Annotated in this window: 12 protein-coding genes and 1 pseudogene; 6 read left to right on the top strand and 7 right to left on the bottom strand. The window is 66.9% G+C overall.

All coding sequences use genetic code 11. The features are described 5' to 3' along the window. Positions 1-202: 202 nt before the first annotated feature. Entirely contained in the window at positions 203-1840 is a 1638-nt protein-coding gene (locus WBB07_RS10830) for a fatty acyl-AMP ligase (RefSeq protein WP_526307476.1), read from the bottom strand. Between the two features lie 257 nt (positions 1841-2097). Beyond that, on the bottom strand, positions 2098-3057 hold the full coding sequence (locus WBB07_RS10825) for a 4-(cytidine 5'-diphospho)-2-C-methyl-D-erythritol kinase (protein ID WP_526307474.1): 960 nt from the start codon (positions 3055-3057) through the stop codon (positions 2098-2100). 96 nt (positions 3058-3153) lie between these two features. Here WBB07_RS10825 and WBB07_RS10820 point away from each other — a divergent pair, with 96 nt between their 5' ends. Then, the gene (locus WBB07_RS10820) at positions 3154-4026 is read left to right on the top strand and encodes a serine/threonine-protein kinase (protein ID WP_526307472.1); all 873 of its coding nucleotides are present in this window, start codon (positions 3154-3156) and stop codon (positions 4024-4026) included. A gap of 99 nt (positions 4027-4125) precedes the next feature. On the opposite strand, the gene rsmA is transcribed toward WBB07_RS10820, so the two are convergent. The 3 genes from rsmA to WBB07_RS10805 form a co-directional block, all read right to left on the bottom strand. Continuing rightward, complete coding sequence (rsmA, locus tag WBB07_RS10815; protein WP_526307470.1) at positions 4126-5040, bottom strand: 16S rRNA (adenine(1518)-N(6)/adenine(1519)-N(6))-dimethyltransferase RsmA; 915 nt, start codon at positions 5038-5040, stop codon at positions 4126-4128. Continuing rightward, positions 5037-6164: a transglycosylase family protein gene (locus tag WBB07_RS10810; protein ID WP_526307468.1), complete on the bottom strand. Its 1128-nt coding sequence runs from the start codon at positions 6162-6164 to the stop codon at positions 5037-5039. Before WBB07_RS10810 ends, rsmA begins: the two co-directional genes overlap by 4 nt. Positions 6165-6306: 142 nt before the next feature. Next, entirely contained in the window at positions 6307-7164 is an 858-nt protein-coding gene (locus WBB07_RS10805) for a TatD family hydrolase (RefSeq protein WP_526307466.1), read from the bottom strand. Positions 7165-7182: 18 nt separating this feature from the next. On the opposite strand from WBB07_RS10805, the gene metG reads away from it, so the two are divergent. The 4 genes from metG to WBB07_RS10785 all read left to right on the top strand — a co-directional run bounded on the left by metG (position 7183) and on the right by WBB07_RS10785 (position 12169). Continuing rightward, on the top strand, positions 7183-8730 hold the full coding sequence (gene metG / locus WBB07_RS10800) for a methionine--tRNA ligase (protein ID WP_526307464.1): 1548 nt from the start codon (positions 7183-7185) through the stop codon (positions 8728-8730). 99 nt (positions 8731-8829) lie between these two features. Next, entirely contained in the window at positions 8830-10011 is a 1182-nt protein-coding gene (locus tag WBB07_RS10795) for an NAD(P)/FAD-dependent oxidoreductase (protein ID WP_526307462.1), read from the top strand. Continuing rightward, the gene (locus WBB07_RS10790) at positions 10008-10895 is read left to right on the top strand and encodes an RNA polymerase sigma-70 factor (protein WP_526307460.1); all 888 of its coding nucleotides are present in this window, start codon (positions 10008-10010) and stop codon (positions 10893-10895) included. The genes WBB07_RS10795 and WBB07_RS10790 overlap by 4 nt, the downstream gene beginning before the upstream one ends. Positions 10896-10921: 26 nt before the next feature. Then, entirely contained in the window at positions 10922-12169 is a 1248-nt protein-coding gene (locus WBB07_RS10785) for an aminodeoxychorismate synthase component I (RefSeq protein WP_526307459.1), read from the top strand. Here WBB07_RS10785 and rsmI read toward each other — a convergent pair. Next, positions 12139-12969: a 16S rRNA (cytidine(1402)-2'-O)-methyltransferase gene (gene rsmI, locus WBB07_RS10780; protein ID WP_526307457.1), complete on the bottom strand. Its 831-nt coding sequence runs from the start codon at positions 12967-12969 to the stop codon at positions 12139-12141. The genes WBB07_RS10785 and rsmI overlap by 31 nt on opposite strands. 35 nt (positions 12970-13004) lie before the next feature. Here rsmI and WBB07_RS10775 point away from each other — a divergent pair, with 35 nt between their 5' ends. Continuing rightward, positions 13005-14549 carry a dolichyl-phosphate-mannose--protein mannosyltransferase gene (locus tag WBB07_RS10775; RefSeq protein ID WP_526307455.1) on the top strand — a complete coding sequence of 515 codons (1545 nt, stop codon included), beginning with the start codon at positions 13005-13007 and terminating at the stop codon, positions 14547-14549. A 4-nt stretch (positions 14550-14553) separates the two neighbouring features. Here the strand turns inward: WBB07_RS10775 and WBB07_RS10770 are convergent. Then, positions 14554-14777: pseudogene (locus WBB07_RS10770) on the bottom strand (IS630 family transposase); the annotation flags it as partial. Between the last annotated feature and the right edge of the window lie 180 nt (positions 14778-14957).

Raw genomic sequence — 14957 nt, 5'->3', positions numbered from 1 at the left:
GCATGAACCTGCTGGACCATGCAAACGGTGCGCACCGCCTTCAGGACCTTCAGGTCACTCATCGTCACTGACAGTGGCGGGGGCCGAGCAATCACGCTGTGCCGCAACTGATGAAGCTCGACCACCTGGCCAAGGAGGCGGCAGCCACGACGACGGTCTCGGTCGCCGCTTCACCCTGCCCCTCGACAGACCGACCTACGTATCAGCCGGTGACCAGTGCCACCGAATTGGCGCGGCGCAGCTTGCCCGACGGGGTCTTGGGGATCGTGCCGGGTCCGAGCACAACAACGTTGCGTGGTCGGACATCGACCTCGGCAACCACCTCGTGGGCCACCTGGCGCTCGATGCGGTGCACCTCGTCGGGGTCCTGGTAGGCGTTCGACTCGACCGCAACCGCAAACGTCTCACGCGAGTGCCCCGCGTCCAGCCGCACGGCCACGGCACATCCGGCACGGACGCCCTCGACTCGACCGGCGGCGCGCTCGATATCGGTCGGGTAGATGTTGCGTCCCGCCATGATGATGACGTCCTTGACGCGACCGCACACCACAACGTGTCCGTTGTCGGTGAGGTAGCCCAGGTCACCGGTGTCGTACCAGCCGTGCTCGTCCTGCGCCGGGATGAAACCGCCCATCGTGATGTAGCCGGGGGTCAGGCACTCGCCGCGCAGTTCGATGACGCCGACGCCGCGGGCGGGCATGACACTGCCGTGCTCGTCGACGATCCGCGCCTCCAGATCGGTCAGCAGCGGCCCCAGGGTGGCCAACCGGCGGGTGTTGCCCTTGGTGGCCGGCACCGCCTGGCGCAGCGCAGCCAGCAGATCGGCATCCACCTCATCGACCACCAGGCCGGCGTTGCACTCCGAGAACGACACCGCCAGGGTGGTCTCGGCCATGCCGTAAGCGGGCAGGATCGCAGATGACCGCAACCCGAACGGCTTGCCGGCATCCAACAGGTCCTCGACGTCGGCGGGCTCCACCGGCTCGGCACCGGAGAGCGCAAACCGCAATGTCGACAGGTCGAACTGGCCAGGCTGGGCCTGGCGGCGCAACCGCTTGGCCAACAGTGCATAGGCGAAGTTCGGGGCTGCCGTCATGGTGCCCTGGTACTTGTCGATGAGCTTGGCCCACAGCAGGGTGTCGCGCAGGAAGTCCATCGGCGTCACCTTGACCAGTTCGGCGCCGAAGTACATCGGGATGGTCAGGAAGCCGACCATGCCCATGTCGTGGAAACAGGGCAGCCAGCTGACCATGACGTCTTTGTCGACCTCGTACTCCGCGCCGATGAACATCGCTTCGGCGTTGGAGTAGATGTTGCGGTGCGTGATCTGCACCGCTTTGGGCGATCCGGTCGAGCCCGACGTCAGCTGCATCAGCGCCAGGTCGTCCTCATCGGTCTCCACCGGGTCGATCGGGTCGGCGGCCAGCAGGTCACTGACCTTGAGCACCTGGATGCCCTTTTCCTCGAGCACCGGAATGGCGACCACAAACGGTTCGGCGACGATCACGGCTTTGGCCTCGATCATCTGGATCACCGTCAGGGTGTCCTCGGCCCAGACGGCCAGGTCGGTCCGGGGGGTCGGCTGGTGCAGCATCGTGAGGCTGGCGCCGCGCATCCAGAGTCCCTGGGCGGTCGGGGCGATTTCCACCGGATATCCGGCCAGCACGCCCACGGCGTCCCCGGGGCCCACGCCACCGGCGGCCAGCCCACCGGCGATGCGGCGGGCCCGCTCGTGCACCTCACCCCAGGTGTGGCGGACCGGCTCGTGTGGTTCTCCGGTGACCATGCCTTTCGAACTGGTCGCGGCGTTGTAGTACATCTTCTCGGTGAACCTGCTCACGAGGACCTCCTCGGCTTCCGGAGCGAGTCGAACGTAGGGGATTTCCGCAGCGGACGAGCGGAGGCGCGCGCACACAGAAAAGCTGCGGTTAGGTCTCGAATCGGGTAAGCCCCGGATGCGGCGTGAAGCCCACGAAAGCGCCCACCGACGGAATCGGCGGGCTCACCCGATGTATCACTCACCTGCTCGGTACTCAGCACCGCGATTCATCTTAAACTCCTCTTAAGTAACTGCCAAACGTTGTGACCGCAAACTCGTCAAACAGTCCCCAGGGGCGTGGGGATGACGCGGGCGCCCTGGACCGGTCCACTGGCCACCCGGACCGTGCGGCACACGCCGGCACCGGCCAATTCGGTACCGATATCGACGGCCGCGCCGGCCGACGGACACAAGAACGCGCAGGTCGGACCGGAGCCCGAGACGATCCCGGCGAGCGCGCCCGCCTCCATACCGGCCCGCAGGGTGCGACGCAGGTCGGGATCCAGACTGATCGCGGCCGGGGCCAGCTCGTTGCCCAACAGCGGGGCCAATTCGGCGGGGTCACCGGAGGACAGTGCGGCCAGCAGCGCGTCGCTGTCCCCCAGCCGTGGCGGATCGCCCACTTCACGCAGTCGGTCGATCTCGCCGAACACCTGCGGTGTCGACAGACCGTTGTGGCCGAATGCCAGCACCCAGTGGAACGTGTTGCGGGCCAGTACGGTGGCCAGCTCCTCACCCCGACCGGTCCCCAGAGCGGTACCGCCGTGCAGCGCAAACGGCACGTCACTGCCGAGCTGGGCGGCCAGCGCGTGCAGGTCCCGCCTCGGCACCGCCTGCTCCCAGAGGTGGTTGACGGCCACCAGGACCGCCGCTGCGTCGGCGCTCCCGCCGGCCATACCCCCGGCCACGGGAATGGCCTTGTCGATGGTGATGGCCACATCGGGAGCCCGGCCGACGTGCTCGGCGAACAACAATGCGGCCTGCCAGGCCAGATTGCGCTCATCGAGCGGCAGTGACTGCGCGCCCTCGCCGGTGATGTCGAGCGACATCACGTCGGCGGTACGCACGGTGATCTCGTCGAACAGCGACACAGCGTGGAAGACGGTGGTCAATTCGTGGTAACCATCGGCCCGGGTGTCACCGACGGCGAGGTACAGATTCACCTTGCCGGGGACACGAACGGTCACCGATCCAGTCGGCACCCAGGCTGCGGCGGTGCTCCCGTCGGATGCGGACACCGCACGAGACTAGCCCGATCGGCGATGCAAGTGAGGAACGAGCCCGTCGAGCGCGGGCCGCCCCCGCGGAACCCGGCAGGAAACTACGCTGAGACGGTGCCGCGTCCAGGTGAGGACTTTCACGGTTACGTCGTGGGCGAAGAGCTGGGCCGTGGCGGTAGCGCCACCGTGTACCTGGCGCATCAGGTGTCGGCACCCGAGCGCGGCCCGGTGGCGTTGAAGGTCCTGTCCCCCCGGCAGCGCACCGATACCGGACTGGACCGGATAGCTCGCGAGTTCGACTTCGCCTACCGACTGCACCATCGGCACATCGTGGAAATGTACGAACGCGGCCCGGACTGGCTCACCATGCGCTATCTCGACGGGGGTAACGCCGGCACGTTGAAGAATCTCGACACCCAACTCGAGGCGCTGGCAGAGATCGCCGACGCACTCGACTACGCCCACCGTCAGGGCGTCGTGCACTGCGATGTGAAACCATCCAATATCCTTGTCCACAAGACGTTTTCCCAAGGCGGCGCGGTGCTCATCGACTTCGGTGTTGCGCACTCCCCGGCAGCGGATGTTGCACATCTACTCACTCGCGATGCCAGCCAACGGCTTTCGCTCGATCCCGCCAAACGCATCACCCATCAGTGGCCCGCACAGACGGCAACGGTACAAGCGTCACTGCCGTACGCGGCGCCGGAGCTGTTGACCGGGCGCACCCCGTCGGCCGCCACCGATCAATACGCGCTGGCCTGTACCGCTGTCGAAATACTCACGGGTACACCACCATTCGTGGCTTCTACGGCTGCCGCTGTCATCGATGCACAGATCCACCAGCCTGCGCCACAACTGTCCCGCACCGTGACGTGGATACCGCGCGCCTTCGACTCGGTACTGACCAAAGCGTTGGCCAAGAACCCCGACATGCGCTACGAGAGCTGCCAGGACCTGATCCGCCTCATCACCGGCATTCTGCGCTGACCGGTTGCCGGTACCGGCGATCAGCCGGGTCTTCTTGGGCTCCGAACGAAGGAAGCCGGTCCGCATTGGCGGACCGGCTTCCTTCGATTCAGGAATGATTCAGTGCTGATTGACGTCTTGCCCGGCAGGCTCAGCCTGTTCGGCCTGTTCGACACCCGGGGTGGAGCGTTGCAGCAGTCGGACGAACTCGGCCACCGCCAAGGTCTCGCCGCGGCGGGCGGGATCGATGCTGGCGGCCAGCAGCCGGCTCGCGGATTCGTTGCCCGAACCGGCCCATTCCAGAAATGCGTTTCGGGAGGTCTTGCGTCGCTGCGCAAATGCGATGTCCACCAGCTCGAACACCTGGTCCCGGAAGGACTCTTCCGTCGGCCATGGCGACGTCTCGTGGCGGTCGATGCGGACCAGCCCCGAGTACACCCGCGGGATGGGCCAGAACACCGTCGGGGACACCATGCCGAAACGCCGGACGCGGCCATAGAACCGCACCTTCACGCTGGGCACGCCGTAGTCCTTGCCACCCGGCTCGGCCGCCAGCCGCTCGGCCACCTCGGCCTGCACCATCACCATGACAGTGCGGATCGACGGGAACTCCGCCAGCAGGTGCAGCAGCGCGGGAACCGCGATGTTGTACGGCAGGTTCGCGACCAGCGCCGTCGGTTCCTTCTCCAGGTCCGCCTTGTGAACAGTGAGAATGTCCTGGTTGAGCACCGTGAGGCGATGGATCTCGCTGTGTGAATGCTCGGCGATGGTCTGCGGGAGCCGCTGCGCCAGAACGGGGTCCACCTCGATCGCGGTCACCGTCGCGCCGCGGTCCAGCAACCCGAGGGTCAACGACCCCAGTCCGGGTCCGACCTCGATCACGTTGTCGTGGCGGTTGATCCCGGATGCCGAGACGATTCGCCGCACCGTGTTGGCGTCATGAACAAAGTTCTGGCCCAGCGACTTCCGCGGTCGGAAGTCGAGCTCTTTAGCCAGATTCCGAATCTCGGTCCGACCGAGGAGACGAATCGTCATGAAATTCCTGCCTTACCACTGCACGTCGGCCATGCGCCCCAGCCCTGGCGGGCTCTCGTAACCTCTGCGATGGCGATCTGTTCTTCACGAGTTGCCAGGTCTGCCCGAGAAGCATAACGCAGCCCCCCTTGGCGTTCCCAGGTGTTTTGGTCAAATTGAACGCCACCGAAGTAGCCGTTGCCGGTGTTGATGCCCCAGTTGCCGCCGGATTCACACCGTGCGAGCGCATCCCAGATCAGTCCGCTGCTCACCGGGGGAACCTCGGTTCCCGGTTTGGCGCCGACACGCAAGACCGATGCCCGAGCGGGGGCGATGACGACGTTGGCAACGGGCAGCCTCCCGGTCTCCTCGCCGTTCACCTTTGCTACGGCAAACGTAACGTCTTGGGTTCCAGGGGTTCCCGGATCCTCCACTACCTGCCGACTCATGTTCATGGTCGGGTCTTCGATGCGCTCGGCGTTGGGCTGCAACGGAAGTCGTTCGGTGACCTTGTCGATCCGGATCCTGGTCACCTGGATTTGCATTCCGGAGATCACCGGTGAGGATGCCGCCGGAACCACACGATCGTTCTGCTCGAGGGGAACCCCGGCCGCGGCGAGTAGGCCGGCGACGTTGGGCGCCGCCAGCGTCACCGTGCGCACACTGCCCGCGTCGTTGATCTGCACCGTCTTGGCGCTGACCACCGGCAGGGCCATGCCCTCGAGCGGCACGCGGCTGCCCCGGGATGCGGCAGCCGGTGCGGTATCGGTCATCGCCAGCTGTGTCAGCGCTTCGTCCACCGTCGATGCGGTGGTCCACACCTGCAGGGCGTCCCCGCCGTCGAACGAGATCTCCAACGGCTTGCTGCGCCGCAGCGTGATGTTCTCGGCATCGTGGATGCGCTGGTCAGCCGCAGGAAACAGGTCGTCACGCTCGTCGACGTTGTAGCCGTTCTCGGTAACAACGTCGATGACACGGGATTTCATGGTCGTGACGGTCATCGGCGCCCCGTCAACCGTCAGCGTGACTGTTTTGTGGGCGGCGACTGCCAGGGCGCCGGCGGTTGCCAAGACGACAAGCAGCGCTGCGACCAGCCCGCGAAGTATCGGCGAGCGAGTGTGATGAAGCTCTGTCAGTGCATTCAACGTCTGAATATCCCGGTCCTGCTGTCCAGCGTCTGAGTGACGGGAGTCCTGGCGAACTTCCGATTGTCACGAGACGGTAACGAACCGAGCAAGGGGGCGGCAACTCCGCGAGAGACGTCACAGTGCCTCTTCTCCCCTTCGGCTAAATTCTTGAATCCAAACCATACACCCTACATGCGTTTGCTGTCGTCGCTGCGGCAAGGTTTTCTTCGGAGGCGTCAATCACCTCTGCGAGCGCTCTCACGGTGTACGGCAGGCAGTACGGCTCGTTCGGTGCTCCACGGTATGGATGCGGCGTCAGAAACGGTGCGTCCGTCTCCACGAGTAGCTGGTCATCGGGGATCACAGCGGCGACCTCGCGCAGGGCCGTGGCGTTGCGGAAACTGACGGTGCCGGACAGGCTCAAGTACCAGCCGGCGTCCACGCACGTCCGCGCCATCTCGGCGCCGGAGGAGAAGCAATGGAAGATCACCGTCTCCGGGGGACCTTCGCCACGCAGCACGTCGAGCACCGCCTCATCGGCATCGCGATTGTGGATCATCAAGGGCTTTCCGGTGCGCTTGGCCAGATCGATATGCCAGGCAAATGCCTCGCGCTGCGTATCGGGATCGGCACAGCCATCGAGTCGACCCGGCCAGTACAGATCCATCCCCGTCTCACCGATCGCCACCACCCGCGGGTGGGCGGCCAGCCGCTCGAGTTCGGCACGCGCCGCGTCGTCGAGCGAGTCGGCCCGGGTCGGATGCAGCGCCACCGCCGCAAACACCCTGGTGTCCCAGTCCGCCGCCTGCGCGGCCCAGCGCGCCGAGTCCAGATCGTCGGCGATCGTCACCACCGCCTGCACACCGACCGCCGCGGCGCGGTCCAGGATCTGGCCGACACCGGCGGCATCGGTGGCCCCGCACGCGTCGAGGTGGGTGTGCGCGTCGATCAGCGGGGCCAGCCGCGGCGGTGGCGGGGGCGCGTCACGCGTGGCTGAACGTTTCGAACTCACCGCCACACCATAGGGTGGGGCCTGATGAGCAAGCCTTACTACCTCACGACGGCGATTGCCTACCCCAACGGCGCGCCGCACGTCGGACATGCCTACGAGTACATCGCCTCCGATGCGATAGCGCGCTTCAAGCGCCTCGACGGTTTTGATGTCCGCTTCCTGACCGGAACCGACGAACACGGCCTGAAAATGGCGCAGACGGCCGCGGCCGAGGGTATCCCGACCGCGGACCTCGCCCGCCGCAACTCAGATGTCTTCCAGGGTCTCCAGGAGAAGCTGAACGTCACCTTCGACCGCTTCATCCGCACCACGGACGCCGACCACATCGAGGCGTCCAAAGCCATCTGGGCCCGGATGAACGACGCCGGAGACATCTACCTGGACTCCTATGCCGGCTGGTACTCGGTCCGCGACGAACGTTTCTTTGCGGCCGACGAAACCGAGGAGCGCCCCGACGGCACCCGGATCGCCACCGAGACCGGAACCCCGGTCACCTGGACCGAGGAACAGACCTACTTCTTCCGGCTGTCGGCGTACACCGACAAGCTGCTGGAGCTGTATCAGGCACACCCGGAATTCATTGCTCCCGATACGCGGCGCAACGAGATCGTGAGTTTCGTTTCCGGCGGCCTGACCGACCTGTCGATCTCGCGCACCACCTTCGACTGGGGCGTTCCGGTCCCCGATCATCCCGACCACGTGATGTACGTGTGGGTCGATGCGCTGACCAACTATCTGACCGGCGTCGGCTTCCCCGATACCGAATCTCCGGAGTACCGCCGATTCTGGCCCGCCGACCTGCACATGATCGGCAAGGACATCATCCGATTCCACACCGTCTACTGGCCGGCATTCCTGATGTCGGCGGGGCTGCCGCTGCCGAAGCGGGTCTTCGCCCACGGCTTTTTGTTCAACCGCGGTGAAAAGATGAGCAAGTCGATCGGCAACACCGTCGACCCGCTGGCCCTGGCCGACGCCTTCGGCCTGGACGCACTGCGTTTCTTCCTGCTCCGGGAGGTGCCGTTCGGCCAGGACGGCAGCTATAGCGAAGAAGCGATCATCGCGCGGATCAACACCGACTTGGCCAATGAACTGGGCAACCTGGCGCAACGCTGCCTGTCCATGGTGGCCAAGAACCTCGACGGCGTGGTCCCCGACCCGGGTGAGCTCAACGCTGAGGACACCGCGCTGCTGACCGAGGCCGACGCACTGCTGGACAAGGCCCGCGCCGCGTTCGACCAGCAGGCGATGCACCAGGCACTCGAGGCGATCTGGCTGACTCTCGGTGCCACCAACCGGTACTTCTCGGCACAGGAACCGTGGGTGCTGCGCAAGTCGGAGTCGGCGGCGGATCAGCAGCGGTTCGCCGCGGTGCTCTACACCACGATGGAAGTGGTCCGGATCGCCGCGCTGCTGCTGCAGCCCGTCATGCCCGACTCCGCGGCCAAGCTCCTGGACCTGTTGGGCCAGCCCGAGCAGGAGCGGGATTTCACCGCCATCGGCACCCGGCTGGCGGTGGGCACCACTTTGCCGGCACCGGTCGGAGTGTTCCCCCGTTACCAAGTGGAGTGATTTAGGACACAGTATGCTCCGCCCTGTCACACCACGGCCGCCGCCGGTGTCTTGAGGTCAGATGACTCGACCGGAGTCACCGACCGGCAGGGAGCAGACATGACCGACACCACTCGGGTAATCATCATCGGCGGCGGGTACGCCGGAGTGCTGGCCGCCAACCGGCTCACCCAGCGGTGCGCGGTCACGCTGGTCAACCCGCGGCCAGAGTTCGTCGAACGGATCCGGCTGCACCAACTGGTGGCCGGCAGCGACGACGCCGTCGCCCAGTTCGGGGGCCCCGACGGACTGCTGCACGCCGATGTCGAGATGGTGGTCGACACCGCCGCCTGCATCGACACCGCCGCGCGACGGGTGCTGCTGGGTTCCGGCGCCGAGCTGGACTACGACTTCCTGGTGTATGCGGTCGGCAGCACCGGGACAGTACCGGCTGGCGTGCCGGGTGCGGCCGAATTCGCTTATCCCCTCAGCGAACTCGAACAGGCCCTGCGGTTGCGCGGCCGCCTGGCCGACGTGCCGGCATCCGCACCGGTGCTGGTCGTCGGAGGTGGCCTGACCGGTATCGAGGCCGCCGCCGAATTCGCCGAAGCCGGCCGTGCCGTCACCCTCGTCACCAATGTCCTGGGCCCGTCACTGTCGGCAGGTGGCCGCAGATCCGTGACCAAGCGGCTGCGCGCTCTCGGGGTGCACATCCTCGACGGTGCCGCGGTGGCCCGCGTCGGCGCCGACACCGTCGAGTTGACCGACGGCCGGTCGCTGCCCGCCACCGTGACGGTGTGGACCACCGGATTCGGTGTCCCCGATCTCGCGTCCGCCAGCGGGCTCGCCACCGACGACACCGGGCGGCTGCTGGTCGACGAGACGCTGACCAGCGTGACCGACCCGCGCATCGTCGCCGCGGGCGATGCCGCCTCCCCCTCGGGGCTACCGCTGCGGATGAGCTGCCAGGCGGCGCTACCGATGGGCGCCCAGGCCGCCAACACCGTGCTGGCCCGGATCGCGGGTTCGGATCCGGCCGATCTGAACCAGGCGATGACTGGCCAGTGCATCAGCCTGGGCCGAGACGGTGGGACCATCCAGCTGGCCCACACCGACGACACCGTGCGCAACCTCTACATCGGCGGTCGCGCCGCGGCGTTCATCAAAGAGCAGGTGTGCAAGGGCACGCTGAGCTTCCTGCGCAAAGAAGCACAAAAGCCCGGCTCGTACTTCTGGCTCAAAGGTGGCAACCGGGCTCAGCGGGTCGCCGAGGCTGCACAGCTTCCGGTTACGGCACCGTGAGCGAGCACGCCGACCGGTTCACCCAGCTGCGGCCGCTACTGTTCACCATCGCCTACGAAATCCTGGGCTCGGCAACCGAATCCGATGACGTGCTGCAGGAGAGTTATCTGCGGTGGGCGCAGGTGGATCTGGCCGGGGTCACCGACACCAAGGCCTATCTTGCTGCGCTGGTGACCCGGCAGTCGCTGAACACGCTGCGCACCCAGTCCCGTCGGAGGGAAGACTATGTGGGGCCGTGGCTGCCGGAGCCGCTGTTGGTCGATGTGACGCCGGACGCCTCGGCAGACGTGGTGCTCGCCGAGTCCGTGTCGATGGCGATGATGGTGGTGCTCGAAACCCTGTCCCCGGATGAACGCGCGGTGTTTGTGCTGCGCGAGGTGTTCGGCTTCGGTCACGACGAGATCGCTTCGGCGATAGGAAAATCCACGAGTGCCGTGCGTCAGATGGCCCATCGGGCCCGCGAGCACGTCCAGGCCCGCCGCAAACGGTTCGCCCCCGTGGACCCACAGACCTCCGAAGAGCTGACGAGTCGGTTCTTCGCCGCTGCGGCCACCGGCGATCTCGACCAACTGCTGTCGCTGCTGTCCCCTGATGTGGTCTGGACCGCCGACAGTGACGGCAAGGTCAGTGCGGCACGGCGCCCGGTGGTCGGCGCGGCCAACGTCGCCAAGCTGGTCCTCGGTCTCCTGCGGATGGCCGGCGACATCGGACGCGTCGAACCTGCGGTGTACAACCACACCCCGGCGCTGAGGCTGTACCTGGGTGAGCACTTCGAAGGCGTGATCCTGCTCGAGTACATCGACGGCAAGATCACCAATTTCTATGCGATGCGCAATCCGGAGAAGTTGGGCACCGTGCAAGTGCCACGCCGGATCAGCCGGTGAGTTCCCCCGTCTGCCAAGCTTGACGGATGCGCATCGACCGACTCGGCGACCTCGGCAGCTTTTCCGCCGTGTTGCGGGCGGTGGGTGCCGCGACCGCCCGGCTGGGCCTGGCACCGCCGGCAGCGCTGTCCGGGGACTGGTTCGGTTCGTCGGCGGTGATCGCACCGACGCTGCAAGCGCAGCCCACCGCCGACGTCTTCGATGTTGTCCAGGCCCAGGTGCCCGCAGCTGACGGACCGGCGGTGGGCGGCGGCTGGATCGGTTATCTGTCCTATCCGGATGCCGGCGCGGGCGCGCCGGCGCCGCGCATCCCGGAGTCCGCCGGCGGCTGGACCGATTGTGTGCTGCGCCTCGACCGCGACGGGGTGTGGTGGTTCGAGGATCTGACCGGAGCCGCGATGCCGGAGTGGCTGCACGACGGCTTACACACCGCCGCGCCCGCCGGCCGCTGGCACATCGACTGGGCCGCACCCGACCGGCAGGCGCACCAGGCCGGCGTGCTGGCCTGTCTGGAAGCGATCGGCGCGGGCGAGGTCTACCAGGCCTGTGTGTGCACCCAGTTCACTGGCGCCGTGACCGGTCGTCCGCTGGACTTTTTTGCCGACGCGGTGAACCAGACCTCGCCGGCGTGGGCGGCGTTCGTGGCGGGCTCGTGGGGTGCGGTGGCGTCATTGTCGCCGGAGCTGTTCCTGCGCCGCAGCGGCGAGAAGGTGTGGTCCAGCCCGATCAAGGGCACCCTGCCGCTGCACGCGGACCCGGAACTGCTGCGCAGTTCGGTCAAAGATGTCGCCGAGAACGTGATGATCGTCGACCTGGTGCGCAACGACCTGGGACGTGTGGCGGTGACGGGCACCGTGGCGGTGCCCGAGTTGCTGAAGGTGCGTGCCGCCCCGGGGGTGTGGCATCTGGTGTCGACGGTGATCGCGCAGGTCCCCGCCGGGCTGCCCAACCGGGCGCTGCTGGAGGCCACCTTTCCGCCGGCATCGGTCACCGGAACCCCGAAACAGCGTGCCCGAGAACTGCTTTCGACATGGGAGCCGCATCGCCGCGGTGTCTACTGCGGCACCGTCGGCCTGGCCTCGCCGGTCGCGGGCACCGAGCTCAACGTCGCGATCCGCACCGTGGAGTTCGACAACGCGGGCACCGCGGTGCTGGGCGTGGGCGGCGGCATCACCGCGGATTCGGATCCGGCCGCCGAATGGAACGAGTGTCTGCACAAGGCCGCACCGACGGTGGGCCTGCGTCAGCCACGCGACTTGAGCACCGCTTCGTAGAGGTCGCGCCGCGACGGGGCGCCCGGGTGCGCGGCGACCACCCGCTGGCAGGCGTCCTTGACACCCACACCGTCCTCGGTCAGCTCGGTCACCTCGGCGACCAGAGTGTCCAGATCCGCCTGCGGCACCGCTCCGGCCAAGACGACGGTGATCTCGCCCAGCACCCCGTCGGCAGCCCAGGCGGCCAGCTCGGCGAGGGTGCCGCGCACGATGTCCTCATGGGTTTTGGTGAGCTCGCGGCAGACCACCGCCCGCCGGTCGCCGCCCAGGACCTCTGCGGCCTCGGCAAGCAGCTCGGCCAGCCGTCGCGGTGACTCGAAGAAAACACACGTGCGCGGTTCGGCGGCCAGCATCGTCAGCCAGGTCTTGCGTGCCTTGCGGGGGGCAAACCCCTCGAAGCAGAACCGGTCCGAGGGCAGGCCGGAGACGGCCAAGGCCGTGGTGACCGCGGACGGGCCGGGTAGGCAGGTCACCGGCACCCCGGCCTCGACGCAGCCGGAGACCAGTCGGTAGCCGGGATCGCTGATCAGCGGCATTCCCGCATCGGTGACGGCCAGCACCGTCGCACCGGAGCGCATCTCCTCGATCAGGGCCGGCGCCCGCGTCGCCTCGTTCTGGTCGTACAGGCTCACCACCCGGCCGCCGATCCGCACCTCGAGCGCGGTGGCCAGGGACCGCACCCGCCGGGTGTCCTCGGCGGCGACGATATCCGCGGTTGCCAGCGCCTCGACCAGTCGCGCCGAAGCATCGGAGGGCTGCCCCAGCGGCGTGGCACCCAGTAATAGTCGGCCACCACTCATGAGTGCCAAGCCTACGATCCGTAGCATCTGAGTCGATGACCGCTCCCACCACTGTGCTGCCGGAGCGTGCCGTACCCGTGATCAGTCCCGGCCCGCTCGTTCCCGTCGCCGACTTCGGCCCGCTCGACCGGCTGCAAGGCTGGATCATGACGGCCGTGATCACCGGCCTTGCGGTGCTGACCCGGTTCCTGAATCTGCAGTCGCCGACCGATGCCGGCACCCCGGTGTTCGACGAGAAGCACTATGCGCCGCAGGCCTGGCAGGTGCTGCACAACGGCGGCATTGAGGACAACCCCGGTTACGGCCTGGTGGTGCACCCGCCGCTGGGTAAGCAGTTGATCGCCGTCGGGGAATGGATCTTCGGCTACAACGGGCTGGGCTGGCGGTTCACCGGGGCGCTGCTGGGTGTGCTGATGGTGGCGATCGTGGCGCGGACGGTGCGCCGGATCAGCCGTTCGACGCTGATCGGCGGTATCGCCGGGGTGTTGCTGGTCGCCGAGAGCGTGTCCTTTGTGACCGCGCGGACCGCGCTGCTCGACGGTTTCCTGGTGTTTTTTGTCGTCGCCGCGTTCGGCGCGCTGATCGTGGACCGCGATCAGGTGCGCGAGCGGATGCACACTGCGCTGCTCGACGGCCGGATCAACGAGACCCCGTGGGGCCCGCGGCTGGGGGTGCGGTGGTGGCGGTTCGGCGCCGGTCTGCTGCTGGGGCTGGCATGTGCGACGAAGTGGTCCGGCCTGTATTTCGTGGTGTTCTTCGGGTTGATGTCGTTGGCCTTCGATGTGGCCGCACGCAAGCAGTACCGGGTGCTCCGGCCGTGGACCGGCACGCTGCGCCGCGACCTCGGTCCCACGGTGTATGCCCTGGGGCTGCTCCCGCCCGCGGTGTACCTGGCCAGTTACTGGGGCTGGTTCCGCTCGGAGACCGCGGTCAATCGGCACGAGGTGGGGCAGGCGATCGGCGCCGGGCAGTGGTGGCAGCCGCCGGATGCCATCCGGTCGCTGTGGTACTACACGACCCGGGCCTACGATTTCCATTCCGGGCTGACCAATGCCGCGGGCAACCATCATCCGTGGGAGTCCAAACCGTGGACGTGGCCGATGTCGCTGCGGCCGGTGCTGTACGCGATCGATCAGGACAACGTGCCCGGCTGCGGGGTGCAGTCGTGTGTGAAGGCCGTGATGTTGGTGGGTACGCCGGCGATGTGGTGGCTGGCGGTCCCGGTGCTGTTCTACGCCGCGTGGCGCGCTTTTGTCCGGCGGGATTGGCGCTATGCCGTGGTGTTGGTCGGCTATTGCGCGGGCTGGTTGCCGTGGTTCGCCGACATCGACCGGCAGATGTACTTCTTCTATGCGGCCACCATGGCGCCGTTCCTGGTGATGGCGATCGCCTTGATCTGCGGTGACATCCTCTACAAACGTCGGCAGAATGCCGAGCGCCGCACCCTCGGCTTGCTGGTGGTGTGTTTTTACCTAGCGGTGGTGTTGACGAACTTCGTCTGGTTGTTCCCGGTGCTGACCGGCCTGCCCATCTCGCAGGCGACCTGGCACATGCAGATCTGGTTGCCCAGCTGGCGGTAGCCGGCTAGTGCCGTGAGTCGTTAATTCGATGGCAGTAGTTGCCGATTGATTCGAGGATTTGATCGGCGGTCTTGGTCCCATGCGCGGGGCGCGGGTGCTGTTGACCGAGGCGCGGATGTCGTTGTTGAGTTGCCGGACTGAGGTGTGAGTGCCGCGGCGCAGCTTCTTGGTGGTCGACTCGGCGGACCAGTGTTCGATGCGGTTGAGCCACGATGAACTGGTCGGGGTGTGTCCCGCCGATCTGGATGTTCACCTCGTCCTCGATAACGCCTCCAGCACCCTTGCCCGACGAAAAGGTTACGACTGCAGTCACGTTCATGCACCGAGCCCGCGCCTGGTTCGCCGCGCGCGGCATCACCCACATCGAGAAGACCGTTGCCGACTGCCGTTTGAGGCCCGTTTTTTGTC

The sequence above is a fragment of the Mycobacterium sp. genome (assembly GCF_049647605.1).
Classification (GTDB): domain Bacteria; phylum Actinomycetota; class Actinomycetes; order Mycobacteriales; family Mycobacteriaceae; genus Mycobacterium.
Note: the sequence above shows the minus strand (reverse complement) of the source record. Positions and strands in the feature narration are given on the sequence as shown.

Excerpts from the sequence above, each read along its gene's own strand:
- WBB07_RS10795 (WP_526307462.1), top strand. The coding sequence starts at position 8,830 with ATGACCGACACCACTCGGGTAATCATCATCGGCGGCGGGTACGCCGGA.
- WBB07_RS10775 (WP_526307455.1), top strand. The coding sequence starts at position 13,005 with ATGACCGCTCCCACCACTGTGCTGCCGGAGCGTGCCGTACCCGTGATC.
- WBB07_RS10785 (WP_526307459.1), top strand. The coding sequence starts at position 10,922 with ATGCGCATCGACCGACTCGGCGACCTCGGCAGCTTTTCCGCCGTGTTG.
- metG (WP_526307464.1), top strand. The coding sequence starts at position 7,183 with ATGAGCAAGCCTTACTACCTCACGACGGCGATTGCCTACCCCAACGGC.
- rsmA (WP_526307470.1), bottom strand. The coding sequence starts at position 5,040 with ATGACGATTCGTCTCCTCGGTCGGACCGAGATTCGGAATCTGGCTAAA.
- rsmI (WP_526307457.1), bottom strand. The coding sequence starts at position 12,969 with ATGAGTGGTGGCCGACTATTACTGGGTGCCACGCCGCTGGGGCAGCCC.